At 58.3% G+C, this 12,016-nt stretch carries 15 protein-coding genes; 9 read left to right on the plus strand and 6 right to left on the minus strand.

Annotated elements, in window-relative coordinates:
* Positions 1 to 81 precede the first annotated feature (81 nt).
* The 3 genes from ACMGFM_RS02490 to ACMGFM_RS02500 all read right to left on the minus strand — a co-directional run bounded on the left by ACMGFM_RS02490 (position 82) and on the right by ACMGFM_RS02500 (position 1,722).
* Complete coding sequence (locus ACMGFM_RS02490) at positions 82 to 417, minus strand: helix-turn-helix domain-containing protein (protein ID WP_436900765.1); 336 nt, start codon at positions 415 to 417, stop codon at positions 82 to 84.
* Positions 418 to 568: 151 nt separating this feature from the next.
* Positions 569 to 1,294, minus strand: coding sequence for an RAD55 family ATPase (locus ACMGFM_RS02495; protein WP_436900766.1), 726 nt, complete (start codon positions 1,292 to 1,294; stop codon positions 569 to 571).
* A 2-nt stretch (positions 1,295 to 1,296) separates the two neighbouring features.
* Positions 1,297 to 1,722: a chemotaxis protein CheW gene (locus tag ACMGFM_RS02500; RefSeq protein ID WP_436900768.1), complete on the minus strand. Its 426-nt coding sequence runs from the start codon at positions 1,720 to 1,722 to the stop codon at positions 1,297 to 1,299.
* A 219-nt stretch (positions 1,723 to 1,941) separates the two neighbouring features.
* On the opposite strand from ACMGFM_RS02500, the gene ACMGFM_RS02505 reads away from it, so the two are divergent.
* The 5 genes from ACMGFM_RS02505 to ACMGFM_RS02525 all read left to right on the plus strand — a co-directional run bounded on the left by ACMGFM_RS02505 (position 1,942) and on the right by ACMGFM_RS02525 (position 7,986).
* Complete coding sequence (locus ACMGFM_RS02505) at positions 1,942 to 3,024, plus strand: protein-glutamate methylesterase/protein-glutamine glutaminase (RefSeq protein ID WP_436900770.1); 1,083 nt, start codon at positions 1,942 to 1,944, stop codon at positions 3,022 to 3,024.
* Positions 3,025 to 3,026: 2 nt separating this feature from the next.
* Positions 3,027 to 5,003 (plus strand): chemotaxis protein CheA, encoded by a 1,977-nt coding sequence (gene cheA / locus ACMGFM_RS02510; RefSeq protein ID WP_436900771.1) that lies wholly within the window; start codon positions 3,027 to 3,029, stop codon positions 5,001 to 5,003.
* Entirely contained in the window at positions 5,000 to 5,806 is an 807-nt protein-coding gene (locus ACMGFM_RS02515) for a CheR family methyltransferase (RefSeq protein ID WP_436900772.1), read from the plus strand. The genes cheA and ACMGFM_RS02515 overlap by 4 nt, the downstream gene beginning before the upstream one ends.
* On the plus strand, positions 5,806 to 7,050 hold the full coding sequence (locus ACMGFM_RS02520) for a HEAT repeat domain-containing protein (RefSeq protein WP_436900774.1): 1,245 nt from the start codon (positions 5,806 to 5,808) through the stop codon (positions 7,048 to 7,050). Before ACMGFM_RS02515 ends, ACMGFM_RS02520 begins: the two co-directional genes overlap by 1 nt.
* A 72-nt stretch (positions 7,051 to 7,122) precedes the next feature.
* A complete protein-coding gene (locus tag ACMGFM_RS02525) occupies positions 7,123 to 7,986 on the plus strand; it encodes a CheF family chemotaxis protein (RefSeq protein WP_436900775.1) in 864 nt (287 codons plus the stop codon).
* On the opposite strand, the gene ACMGFM_RS02530 is transcribed toward ACMGFM_RS02525, so the two are convergent.
* The 3 genes from ACMGFM_RS02530 to ACMGFM_RS02540 form a co-directional block, all read right to left on the minus strand.
* Positions 7,987 to 8,865, minus strand: coding sequence for a CheF family chemotaxis protein (locus tag ACMGFM_RS02530; RefSeq protein WP_436900777.1), 879 nt, complete (start codon positions 8,863 to 8,865; stop codon positions 7,987 to 7,989).
* A 78-nt stretch (positions 8,866 to 8,943) separates the two neighbouring features.
* Complete coding sequence (locus tag ACMGFM_RS02535; protein ID WP_436900778.1) at positions 8,944 to 9,366, minus strand: DUF7112 family protein; 423 nt, start codon at positions 9,364 to 9,366, stop codon at positions 8,944 to 8,946.
* Between the two features lie 4 nt (positions 9,367 to 9,370).
* Positions 9,371 to 9,757 (minus strand): 30S ribosomal protein S6e, encoded by a 387-nt coding sequence (locus ACMGFM_RS02540; protein WP_436900779.1) that lies wholly within the window; start codon positions 9,755 to 9,757, stop codon positions 9,371 to 9,373.
* A 114-nt stretch (positions 9,758 to 9,871) separates the two neighbouring features.
* Between ACMGFM_RS02540 and ACMGFM_RS02545 the strand changes: the two genes are divergently transcribed.
* The 4 genes from ACMGFM_RS02545 to purF all read left to right on the plus strand — a co-directional run bounded on the left by ACMGFM_RS02545 (position 9,872) and on the right by purF (position 12,011).
* Positions 9,872 to 10,132 (plus strand): hypothetical protein, encoded by a 261-nt coding sequence (locus ACMGFM_RS02545; RefSeq protein ID WP_436900780.1) that lies wholly within the window; start codon positions 9,872 to 9,874, stop codon positions 10,130 to 10,132.
* A 76-nt stretch (positions 10,133 to 10,208) separates the two neighbouring features.
* Positions 10,209 to 10,403, plus strand: coding sequence for an LSM domain-containing protein (locus ACMGFM_RS02550; protein ID WP_436900781.1), 195 nt, complete (start codon positions 10,209 to 10,211; stop codon positions 10,401 to 10,403).
* Positions 10,400 to 10,570, plus strand: coding sequence for a 50S ribosomal protein L37e (locus tag ACMGFM_RS02555; protein ID WP_436900782.1), 171 nt, complete (start codon positions 10,400 to 10,402; stop codon positions 10,568 to 10,570). Before ACMGFM_RS02550 ends, ACMGFM_RS02555 begins: the two co-directional genes overlap by 4 nt.
* Before the next feature lies 1 nt (position 10,571).
* Positions 10,572 to 12,011 (plus strand): amidophosphoribosyltransferase, encoded by a 1,440-nt coding sequence (gene purF, locus ACMGFM_RS02560; protein WP_436900783.1) that lies wholly within the window; start codon positions 10,572 to 10,574, stop codon positions 12,009 to 12,011.
* The last annotated feature ends 5 nt before the right edge of the window (positions 12,012 to 12,016 follow it).

Genomic DNA, 12,016 nt, shown 5'->3' on the forward strand with positions numbered 1-12,016 from the left:
GAAACAATGTGGCCTGCTGAGTCCCAGCTGGAATCCTCCCAGTTTCCGTTCAGAGAATACCTGTCAATCGAGCGTGGACACTCAACTTTCCGATAGTGTTCGCCACGCTTCGTCCAGCGTGTTGGTCACTTCGGTGCGTTCCTCGATACTGACCGTTAGCTCTTCATCGAAGTCGATGGTGACTTCGTCGACGTTGCGTCGGTAGACCTTGATCCGTCGCCGGTCATCCGAGAGGATATTGTCGTGCAGTTCGAGCAAGTTGTGTTCGGTCAGTTCGTCGATTCGGCGATAACAGGTTGCGATGGGAATTTCGAGTTCGTCACTCAGCTCCTGGGCCGAGCGAGGCTCGTCGGTCGCGTCCAGGATCTCTGCGCTGTACTTATTCCCCAGCGTCTGTAGGAGGTCCACTGAAGACATTGGTTATCACGAATTAAATTGCTATTATCAATAAAGGTATCGGCCGAGACCGGCGTTTTCTGGCTGTGAAAACACCGTCCCCAGAAAATACGCTGTGTGTGTTCTCAACCGCTGAGACGACTGTTTCAGTTTAAAATAATGGGGTAAACGGTTAGATAGGTGACTCGTCTTCGCTCATCATCGAGAACGCACTGGCGTTCTGGTGGACGGTGATCCCCCCTTCTGAGATCTCCATCGGAAAGATGTCAGTATTGATGTTTTTCTTGCGCATCTTCGCAACCCAGACGTACCGGTTGACCCCAGAGTCCGTCGGCGTCTGCAGGAGGTAGATATTCCCGTCAGTCAAGAAGTTCTCGAGGCTGATATCTGTCTCAGGGAAGACGGTGCCCTGCTCGTTAGTCATCAGCGTCGTCAGGTCGTTCTCCGCGAGGATGTCTGTGAACTTCAGCAGGTAGGTTCGCTGTTCGCGCTCAGTCTCGAAGAAGAGTTTGAACATCGTCAGCGAATCCAGAACAAGTCGCTCGTAGTTGTCGTTGTCGAGTTCGCTCAGAAGCAATTCGAGTGAGGAGCTAAAGTCGTTCTCTCGGAGCAACACCTGTTTGTCGTAGACTGTAATGTTGCCGTCTTCGACGTGTTGGCCCCAGTTGTCGAGGCCAATGGACTCGGCGGCTTCCTGGAGGTCTTTCGCGTTTTCTTCGAAGGAGAGGAAAATTCCCTTCTCGCCGAACTTCTCGACGCCGTTGTAAATATACTGTAGCCCGAGAATACTCTTTCCTGCCCCCGGATTCCCACTGACCAGAGTCGTCGAGTTGTTTACGATCCCGCCGTTCAAGATATCGTCCAGACCGTCAATTCCAGTTTCTGTTAGTTCAATCATACCTACGAGTGCACCCTCTGGGGATCGACCCAGATAACGAAATCACCTTCTCCCTGTTTGATAACTCCTTTGATCGCTTCCTTGTCTTCGGCGGGAGATTGGTCGACGTCGCTGTAATCCACCTGTACAACCTGCTTAACTTCGTCGACGAGCCAGCCTGCAGCGCCTGCGTTTTCAGTTATCTCTGGGTCGTAGACGATGATCCGCTCTGCCTCCTGACCAGCGTCGTCGATGTTGAAGACGGTTTTGGGGTTGACAATCGATGTTGTCCGCCCGCGCAGGTCCATCACGCCTTCGACGTGTGCCGGCGAGTTCGGAACCTTCGTCAGGTCGCCGACGTCAACGATTTCAGTCACGTAGTCGATACTCACACAGTACGTCTCTTCCCCTAGCTCGAATTCGAGGACTTGTCCATTTGTTTCTGTCATCGCGGAACCCTCCTGCGCAGTGCAGGTTTGACGGCGGAATCCGGTACCGTCGTCTGGTTGTCTATCCGTAAGAACCTCTCGATGTAACTTAAATCTGCCCACTGGACTATCACATTTGATTACGCGGGCGGAGTCTTTATTTGATAACTGGGCGGAGTAGGAATCGAGAATGCTGACGAGTCTCGGACAGCAGCCGAGCCGGTGGCGGGTGAGTGGGCGATGACTCGAGCCGTCGTTGCCGACGACTCACACTTTATGCGGAGTGTCATCTCCGATATCCTCGACGACGGTGGGATTGAGGTGGTGGCACAGGCCCGCAACGGCGTCGAAGCTGTCGAAGCGGTTCGCGAACACCGGCCCGATGTCGTGACGATGGATGTCGAAATGCCCGAAATGAACGGGATAGAGGCCGTTGCGCAGATTATGGACGAGGTGCCGACACCAATTTTGATGTTGTCGGCCCACACCGGGGAAAACGACGATGTGACCTTCCAAGCGCTGGATAAGGGTGCAGTGGACTTTTTCACCAAACCCGGCGGCGAAGTGTCGATGGAGATGTCTCGACTGGAAGACCAGTTAGTCGACATCGTCTCTTCGGTCGCCGAGGCGAGCGTTGGGCCGAGTCACGAGAGCACGGAGAGTCCGGACTCCGTCGAGTCGACGGCTGCGTCGTCCCGTACGTCCGAGCGGACCGCGGCGGAGTACGTGGAGAATCCGACGCTACTGATTGGCTCCTCGACCGGCGGCCCAAAGATGGTCGAGCAGGTCATGTCAGAACTCCCGCTCAACGCGGAGTTCCGAGTGCTGATCGTCCAGCATATGCCAGAGGGATTTACCGGTCGGTTCGCCGACCGAATCGACTCCCGGAGTGATTACGACGTCAAAGAAGGGTCCGACGGTGACCGCATCGGCGCTGGAGAAGCGCTGGTTGCGCCGGGGGACAGCCACATGGTGGTCTCGAACTACCACGCCGGGCGACTTCGAGTCAAACTGACCGACGACCCGCCAGTCAACAGCGTCCGACCGGCCGTCGATATGACCATGTCGAGTGCGGCAGAGGTCGTCGACGACCCGATGGTCGGCGTTATCCTCACCGGAATGGGTGAAGACGGTGCTGCCGGGATCAAATCGGTCAAAGCAGTCGGCGGAAAGACGATCGCACAGGACGAGGAGACATCAGCCGTGTTCGGCATGCCCAAGCGGGCAATCGAGACGGGATACGTCGACACGGTGCTACCAATCAGTGGGATTCCAGACGGAATTCTCGATGCTATCGAGCGCGACAGACAAGAGGTGAGCTAACAATGGACGACCAGTACCTGGATGCATTCATTCGCGAAAGTGAGGAAGAAATTACGAAACTAAACAACTCCCTGTTAGAACTGGAGTCTGATCCGGAAAACCGCGAGGCGATGGATCAGATTTTCCGGACAGCACACACGCTGAAAGGGAACTTCGGGGCGATGGGCTTCGAGGACGCCTCGAATCTCGCGCACGCGATGGAAGACTTACTGGACGAGATGCGCGACGGCAACATGTCCGTCACGCCAGAGGTGATGGACCTCATCTTCCAGGGAGTCGACGAAATCGAGGCTATCGTCGGCCAAATTGAGTCTGAGGGGCAGGCGAATACGGATACCAGTGAGACGGTCACCCAACTCCGAAACGTCCTCGAAGACGGCCCCGAGGCCGCAGGTGGGTCCGCCGCCGACGGTGACGTGGCCGAGGCCGACTCTGCGGACGCCTCCAGCGGGCCGGAGTTCAGTGCCGACGCTGACCTCCGTAGTGTCGAGATCGACGCCGACGATGTGGACCGGGTTGCCTACGTCGACGTTGATCTGGGCGACACAGACATGCCGGGCGTTGACGCGATGTTCGCGATGGAGTCCGTCGAGGAAATGTTCGATATCCTCGCGACCGACCCAGACCGAACTGACATCGAGGATGGCGAGTACGAGGACACCTTCGGGCTATATCTGGACGCTGCCGACCTCGGCCGAGTCGACGCAGAACTCGACTCTGTCGGACAGATTGCGGCCACTGCTGTCGAGGATGTCACCGACGACATCCTCTCGGATTCCGACAGTGACGAGAGCTCAGACGCAGCGGCTGAGGACGAGCACTCGGTCGACGAGATCAAATCCGTCCGTGTCGATGTCGACCAGCTCGATGACCTACACGGACTTGTCGAACAGCTGGTCACCTCACGGATCAAGTTGCGGCGAGCGGTCGAAGACGAGAATATGGATTCGGCCGAGGAGACGCTGAACGAACTCGACAAGATCACCGGCAGTCTCCAGAACACGGTGATGGATATGCGGCTCATTCCGCTGAAAAAAGTCGTCGGGAAGTTCCCACGGATGGTCCGGGACCTCTCACGAGAACTCGGCAAAGAGGTCGACTTCGAGATCGAGGGCGAGGAAATCGAGCTGGACCGAACAATCCTGACCGAAATTTCGGACCCGCTGATGCATATCATCCGAAACTCGCTGGACCACGGTGTCGAGGCTCCGGAAACGCGTGTCGAGAACGGCAAACCCCGGCAGGGGAACGTGACCCTCAGAGCCTCCCGCGAGCGCGACCACGTCGTCATTCAGGTTGAGGACGACGGCGCAGGACTCGACGTTGACGGCATCAAGAAGACGGCAATCGAGAACGACGTTCGGTCACCTGACGAACTGGAAATGATGGACAACTCCGAGATCTACGACCTCGTCTTCCACCCCGGCTTCTCGACGACGGACGAGGTAACCGATACGAGTGGTCGCGGTGTTGGGATGGATGTTGTCCACGACACCGTCACGCGCCTCGATGGCTCTGTGGATGTCGACAGCACGCCCGGCGAGGGGACGACAGTCTCGTTGCGGCTGCCGGTGACGATGGCCATCGTGAAGGTGCTGTTCGTCCAGGTCGGCAACGAGGAGTACGGGATTCCGATCAAGAATGTCGACGAGATCACCAGGACCGACGATATCCAGCAGGTCAACGGCCGTGAGGTCATCAAACACAACAACGAGATCTATCCGATTGTCGACCTCGGAGATACCTTCGACGTGCCGGGCCAGACGGCAACCGATGGCGGGACGGAGGGCGGCGAGATGCTCGTCCGGATCCGCGAATCCGAGCGACAGATTGCGTTGCGCTGTGACGCGGTCAACGCACAGGAAGAAGTCGTGGTCAAACCACTCGAAGGGATTCTCAGCGGGACGCCCGGACTCTCCGGGACGGCAGTGCTCGGTGACGGAAACATCGTGCACATCCTCGACGTGGTGACGCTATGAGCACGCAGGACGACCGCTTCGATGATCTGCTCTCGTACATCGGCCGCGAACTTGATTTCGAGACGGACTTCTACAACGACTCGTATCTAGACCGCCGAATCACCGCCCGTATGCGTCGCACCGATATCGAGGAGTACGGCGCCTACCAGCGACTCCTCGACCGCGACGACGAAGAAAAGGACGCACTACTGGACTCGCTGTCGATCAACGTGACTGGCTTCTTCCGAAATCCCGACGCGTGGGAGAAACTCCGGCTGGTGCTCAGGGAGTTGACCGACAACAATCGGCGAGTCCGAATCTGGTCGGCCCCGTGTGCCGATGGGAGAGAGCCGTACTCGATTGCGATGCTGGCGCTCGACGACGACGAGATAGCTGACCACCGAATCGAAATCACGGCGACGGATATCAACCACGACACGCTTGCGGACGCCCGGGCGGGTGTCTACGAAACCTCCCAGACGAGCGATATTGCAGAAGAACTCGAACCACTGGATGACTACCAACCATACGTCGACCAAGACGAAAACCGGTTCACGGTCAGAGACCGCGTCAAAGACATCGTTACTTTCGAGCAACACGACCTCATCAGAGGCGACGAGAAGACTGACTTCGACCTGGTGCTCTGTCGCAACCTCCTCATCTACATCGATTCATCGTTCAAAGTGCCAATTTTCCAGACGATTCGGGGGTCACTGCGGGCCGATGGCTACTTGATGATCGGGATGACAGAGACGCTACCGACAGAGTGTCGTGACGACTTCGAACCGGTGCACAAACAACAACGAATCTATCGACGGAGCTAATGTCGCTGTTCCAGCACGAGCGTGACGGCAACGCACAACAGATCATCCAGGCGCTGCACAATTCTGACAGTGCAGAGGTCCGGAAACGGGCCGCAGAGATTCTCGGCCGGATGGACGAACACGAGGACCGCGGCGATATCATCACCGCGCTGGTCCGGGCCGTACAGGAAGACGAATCTGATACTGTTGTTGCCACGGCCGTCGATGCGCTGGACGAACTCGGCCAGGAGGCACTGGAAGAACTCATCACGAGCATGGCCGACCTCGATATCGGCGATGACGCGGCCGACTGGGCCAAGGCCAAGGCGTTCGTCCGTGCACTGAATGCCGACCTGCCGGAACTCCGCATGGCTGCGGCGAACGCTATTGGCGAACTCGAAGTGCCGGACGCGGTTCCGAAGGTCGTCGAGCGTTTCGACGACCCGGACCCCCGAGTACGCGCCCGTGCGGCCCGTGCCTGCCGACAGATTGGCGACGCCCGGGCGACCGAGCCGCTGACTGGACTGCTGGGCGACCCGAAAGCTGCCGTCCGCGTCGAGGCTGCCGAAGCGCTGGGCCGAATCGGCAACCGACAGGCGCTGCAAGCACTTCTCCAGTTGTACGACGACGGCGACGAGCGGGTTCGCCGGATCGCAGTCCGTGGCTTCGGCCAGTTCCGCAACGACAACCCGGTCACGTATCTCGCCGAAGCATTGACCGACGAGTCCGCACCGGTTCGTCGGACTGCTGTGTTCTCGCTTATCGAATTACTCTCGAACGTGCCGACCGAGCAGAGCCACCAGATTCGCGAGACGGTCGTCGAAGAACTCTCTGAGAGTGAGGACAACTCCGTTATCGACCCGCTGGTCGAGATTCTCGACGCCGGAACGAAAGCGGCCCAGCGCCGGAACACAGCGTGGCTGCTCGGCCGAGTCATGGAAAGCGACGAACACCGTGAGGGCGTCGACGCACTGGTCGAGACACTCGAGTCCGGCGGAAAGATGACGAAACAGTTCGCGGCGACCAGTCTCGCCGAAGTCGGCGGAACCTACACTGAAGAGCAACTGCTCGAACTGGCGACCGACGACAATCAGGATAGTGACGCCCGCGCGCAGGCGGTGTTTACGCTCGGCAAGATTGGCAACGAGGATACTGCCGAAGAGATCGAGCGACTACTCGACCGGACGGACGACGAACAGGTCCGACAGCGCGCCTTCTCGGCGCTGTCGAAACTCGGCGGACACGCACAGACTGGCCAAGGATGACCGCACCCGACCGTACCGCGCCCGAATCATTAATGACCGCCTGTGCCCAACTGACGGACAAGACCGACAGCGATGAGTGACGGCGAAAGCACGCTTGCTGACCAGCAAGGGAAGTTCACGCAGGTTGTCAAAGACGGCAACAAAGTTCCGGATGTTGAGTGGATACCCGGACGAATCCTGCTGTCGGACAAGCGAATTGTGCTGGCGAGCAACCAGGGCAAACGCACTATCCCGCTGTCGAAGGTGTCGACGATCAAGACCAAAGACGACGCCAGCCAGCCGTTTGCCAACGTCACGAGTTATCTCTCACTGCAGGTCGGTAACGACGTGACACTCGTCGCGCCGAAGGACCACGAAGAGTTCGAGCACGAACTCTATAGTGCAGTCCTTGACGGCGAGGTAGTCATCACGAAACACCCCGCCGTCAAGGGTGGCGTCATCCAGGACGCCGAGTGGCAGAAAGGCCGGATGGCAGTCGACGAGGACCAGATTGGGCTTGCACTGGCGGACGGCAGCTTCGTCGAAGTAGAGGTTGACGATGTGGGTGACCTCTCCCGTAACCGCGGCGATGTGCTCGATACGGAGCGATTGTTCATCGAAGTCGAGCACACGGTTGGAAATACAGCTGTCGAGACGCATATTTCCGGCAACCAGCGCCACGTCAACATCCTCGCGGGGCTGCTCGGGAGTAATCAGGCGACCGACCCCGATGATGTCGACCTCTCCGAGCGCGAGCAGGAAGTCCTCATGGCATTGTACTCGGGCGTCTCACCGTTCCAGATTCCGCAGTTCGTCGGGATGGATGTCGAGACGGTCGAACAGATTTACGACCAACTAATCGAGCAGGGCATTCTCGAAATCGAGCGAGAACGCCGTGAAGTCGAACTGAAAGCTCGTGGTCGCAACGTCGCAAGCGAGGCAATGGGCGAAGAGTGATCAGACGTTGACTTCTTCGAGGTGACGGTTGACGACAATCTGTCCCTTCGGTGTGAGTCTGGTACCGCTTGCGGTGTCGATGACTAGTTCTTTCTCTTCGAGTCGGTTCAGTACCATCGTTACGTTCGATGGGTCGAGGTCGACAATCCCCGCGAGAGAGACGCCTTCCTGCCCGCCGCCGGAGTAAATTGCAGTGAGAATCTCTTTTTCGTCAGCTGAGATTTCCACGTTTTTCAGTTCGTTCATCAACTCGGTGTACTCGAGGCGCAGATAGCGGCCGAGAATCGTCATTTTCCGCGGCGTGTTCATCGCTGCCATCGTCACCATCGCCTCGCCGGAGGGCATATGCTGGAGTTCGAGCACCGGCTGTTCCCCGCCGTTAATTTCGCGGTTTGACCGACTGAACTTCGTCACCGTTGCGAGTTCGACCTCGACCAGTTCGGTCTCTGTCTTGAACCGGACAGAGCCTGGTCGCAGGAACAGCTGGCAGTCGACGAACGACTCGTCGGTCACACGACCACCGACCCGCGCCGGGTGTTTGACCGACATCCGCGTCCCGTTGAGAATTGCCTTGAACAGTACAGTCGCAAATTTCTGGATTGTCGAGTCCTCTGCCTCGACGACGGCCTTGTGCCGCCGGCCCTTTAACTCGAAAGCGACCGACACTGTTGACTCGAAAAAGCCCTGAATTTCGTCGGGCACGTGGCCAACGGCGACATCGGCAATCGAGCGGAGCGGAATGGTCAGTCTGTCGTTGCTGTTGACTGCGAGGACGAGGCGTTTGTTACTCAACAGAACACGACCTTTTGCTGGCTCCGCGCGGGTCGCGACACTAGAATCGAACTGCGCGACGAAGTCTGCAATGATCGATTCCGACATGGCTCAGACTGTCCGCGCGGAACACGGAGATATTCCAGCAAACGCTGTCAGCAATCAAAAGGTTGACGGAGCGCCTCACTACAGCGAATCAGCAATGTCTGACAGTGACGAATCAGGTTTCTCCACCGGGTCGTACACGACGCGCTCGCCTGGCACCCTGAGCCCGTAGGCATAGCCGTCGGTGAGCACGTCCAGTACCAGCGTTGTCTCGGGGTCCAGTCCAACGTCGTCCAGCCACGCCGCCAGCAGGTTCTCGCCATCAGCGGTTCGCGCCAGCCGTTTGTTGGCGTAGGCTCCCTGGATGGTGGGCTCTCCCGACAACGTGGAAGTGACCTGCGCGTGTGTCTGTCGGTCAGCAAGGACGAGTCGAACAAAGTCGTCCGGTTCGCAGCCCAGTTCGTCAGGAAGGAGCACCTGTGGACGACCAGTTGACCCAACGGTCGTGAGGTCGACGCGATAGGAGTCGACAGCCGGGTGGTCCGACGGAATCGCGTCGGCCACTACGTTATTCCTCGTCGGACAGCAGGTCCGCAACCTCGCCGTCGCCCTGCTCGGAAATCTTGGCGTTAATCTGTCGGGTCGAGTCGCTGATTTCGCGACCACGGACGGTCACGCGCTTTCGCTCGCCGTCTTTCTCCGGCTTGAAGCCGGTGCCGCCGGTCAGGAGCACAGCTTTGAGACTTGCTCCTTTGACGTCTTCTCGCATCGGTCGGCCAGCGTCGTCGGAGCCACCGGTGATCGAGAGCGTGTAGCCATCGAGGCCAACTGCACTGCCCTCGACCTCTTCTCCGATTTCTCGTCCGATGAAGCGATTCGCGTCCTGGTCTGCAACGTCTACCTGGTGTGTGAGTCCCGTCTCCGGGTCGGAAACAGCGACGGTAAATTCGGCCATACGTCTACGGAGTCAATCCCGGATAAAAAGCCCGTCGAAGTACGCTCCCGGTTGGGCTGGTTGGTTGCTCTCCCAACCGCCGGCTCTTATGGTAACTTCGCTCGTAGAGTACGTATGCTCACGATCGACCTCGATGAGTTCACCTTCGAACTCAAAGACGGAACGCTGAAACACGTCGGCGCGTCGAACAAGGACGCGACAGTGAAACTCTACGACATCGAACACGCCGAAGTCCGAGAGTTCGGTGACCAGCGCAAAATTGCCTGCAGTGATGACAGCGGGAACGAAATTGAGCTCGCCCTCGACCCTGAGACTGCTGGGGAAATCGCTGATGGAATCGAGCGGTTGGCCGAAGAAAGTTCGACAACCGAGTGACCGTGTGAGAAGCCAGCATACGACGAGTTGCTTCCGAGCCGGTACGTTTAAGCACATCTCGCCACCGGGTACGTGTATGAGCGAGAACGGGAACCGGCCGCTTGACGTGCTGGAAACCTCAGTCGGAGAGAGTGTCACCGTCCAACTCAAGGACGGCGAAATCTACCAGGGAACGCTCGCTGGCTACGACCAGCATATGAACCTCGTCGTCGAGGAGGAGGAAGACACAACGATTATACGCGGGGATAACGTCGTAACGATACGTCCATGACGACTGGAACGTCAAGCCAGGGAAAGAAGAACACGACAACACACGTGAAATGTCGACGTTGCGGTGAGAAGTCCTATCACGTGAAAAAGAAGGTCTGTTCGTCGTGTGGCTTCGGCAAATCGGCAAAGCGCCGTGACTACTCCTGGGACACGAAAGCTGGCGAATAAAATGCATGAAAAGTGCGGCGTTGTTGGTGTCTCACTGACGGAGAGAGAGGCCGCGCGTCCACTCTACTACTCTTTGTATGCCCTGCAGCACCGCGGCCAAGAATCGGCCGGAATCGTCACTCACGACGGCTTCCAGCAGCACGAACACGTCGAGATGGGACTGGTCGGCGACGCCTTCGACCAGACTGACCTCGACGACCTCAACGGCGCGAACGGTATCGGACACGTTCGATACCCGACCGCCGGCGGCGTGAATAGCTCCTGCGCACAGCCGTTCTCAGTGTCGTTCAAGAGTGGCTCACTTGGCCTTGCACACAACGGAAATCTGGTCAACGCGGCGGAAGTCCGCGACGAACTGGCCGGTCTGGGTCACGCCTTTACTTCAGACGGTGATACGGAGGTCATCGCACACGACCTGGCGCGAAATCTCCTCGAGGAGGACCTCGTGCGTGCAGTTAAGTCCACAATGGGCCGCATTCACGGTTCGTATTCGCTCACCATCATGCACGACGAGACGGTTCTTGGCGTGCGTGACCCGCAAGGAAATCGACCGCTGTGTATCGGTGAACTCGAAGATGGCTACGTCCTCGCCTCCGAGTCCGCAGCCATCGACACCCTCGGTGGCGAACTCATTCGAGATGTTCGTCCGGGTGAACTTATCGTCCTCCGACCAGACGGCACTGGATTCGACAGTTATCAACTCACCGACGAGCCACAGACCGCACACTGCTTTTTCGAGCACGTTTATTTCGCGCGACCAGATTCAGTCATCGACGAGGAACTCGTCTACGAGGTGCGCCGTGACCTTGGCCGCGCGCTCTGGGCAGAATCCGGCGTCGAAACTGATGTCGTGATGCCCGTCCCTGACTCCGGCCGCTCGTTCGCGTCGGGATACGCGGAAGCAGCGGCCGAAGACGGGGCCGAGACGGAGTTCGCGGAGGGACTGATGAAAAACCGCTACGTTGGCCGGACATTCATCATGCCCACGCAGGACGAGCGGGAACGGGCTGTCAGACTGAAACTCAACCCAATCAAATCGACAATCGAGGGCCGCAGCGTGACGCTAATCGACGACTCGATTGTCCGCGGGACGACCTCGACTCAGCTTATCGAACTGCTTCGTGACGCTGGGGCCGAGGAGATTCACCTGCGGATCGGCTCGCCGGAAATTGTCGCCCCGTGTTATCTCGGTATCGACATGGCAAGCCGCGACGAACTGATCGCAGCCGACAAGACGACCGAGGAGATCCGTGAGGAAATCGGCGCAGACAGCCTTTCTTACCTCTCTATCGAGGCGATCACGAACGCGCTCGGTCAGGACCACGAAGACCTCTGTCTGGGCTGTGTGACTGGCGAGTACCCCTACGATGTCGAGGGCGAACAGACCGACCGTGAGGTCACTCGACCGGTAATCGACAGCGCTTCCAGCGCAGACGACTGACTAGA

It is taken from the genome of Halovenus halobia (assembly GCF_051414135.1).
Classification (GTDB): Archaea; Halobacteriota; Halobacteria; order Halobacteriales; family Haloarculaceae; genus Halovenus; species Halovenus halobia.

What these genes read in the sequence shown, in the direction of transcription:
- ACMGFM_RS02525 (WP_436900775.1), top strand. Translation starts at nt 7,123, where the DNA reads ATGAGTGACGGCGAAAGCACGCTTGCTGACCAGCAAGGGAAGTTCACG.
- ACMGFM_RS02545 (WP_436900780.1), top strand. Translation starts at nt 9,872, where the DNA reads ATGCTCACGATCGACCTCGATGAGTTCACCTTCGAACTCAAAGACGGA.
- ACMGFM_RS02515 (WP_436900772.1), top strand. Translation starts at nt 5,000, where the DNA reads ATGAGCACGCAGGACGACCGCTTCGATGATCTGCTCTCGTACATCGGC.
- ACMGFM_RS02540 (WP_436900779.1), bottom strand. Translation starts at nt 9,757, where the DNA reads ATGGCCGAATTTACCGTCGCTGTTTCCGACCCGGAGACGGGACTCACA.
- cheA (WP_436900771.1), top strand. Translation starts at nt 3,027, where the DNA reads ATGGACGACCAGTACCTGGATGCATTCATTCGCGAAAGTGAGGAAGAA.
- ACMGFM_RS02505 (WP_436900770.1), top strand. Translation starts at nt 1,942, where the DNA reads ATGACTCGAGCCGTCGTTGCCGACGACTCACACTTTATGCGGAGTGTC.
- ACMGFM_RS02500 (WP_436900768.1), bottom strand. Translation starts at nt 1,722, where the DNA reads ATGACAGAAACAAATGGACAAGTCCTCGAATTCGAGCTAGGGGAAGAG.
- ACMGFM_RS02495 (WP_436900766.1), bottom strand. Translation starts at nt 1,294, where the DNA reads ATGATTGAACTAACAGAAACTGGAATTGACGGTCTGGACGATATCTTG.
- ACMGFM_RS02550 (WP_436900781.1), top strand. Translation starts at nt 10,209, where the DNA reads ATGAGCGAGAACGGGAACCGGCCGCTTGACGTGCTGGAAACCTCAGTC.
- ACMGFM_RS02520 (WP_436900774.1), top strand. Translation starts at nt 5,806, where the DNA reads ATGTCGCTGTTCCAGCACGAGCGTGACGGCAACGCACAACAGATCATC.
- ACMGFM_RS02555 (WP_436900782.1), top strand. Translation starts at nt 10,400, where the DNA reads ATGACGACTGGAACGTCAAGCCAGGGAAAGAAGAACACGACAACACAC.
- ACMGFM_RS02530 (WP_436900777.1), bottom strand. Translation starts at nt 8,865, where the DNA reads ATGTCGGAATCGATCATTGCAGACTTCGTCGCGCAGTTCGATTCTAGT.
- ACMGFM_RS02490 (WP_436900765.1), bottom strand. Translation starts at nt 417, where the DNA reads ATGTCTTCAGTGGACCTCCTACAGACGCTGGGGAATAAGTACAGCGCA.
- purF (WP_436900783.1), top strand. Translation starts at nt 10,572, where the DNA reads ATGCATGAAAAGTGCGGCGTTGTTGGTGTCTCACTGACGGAGAGAGAG.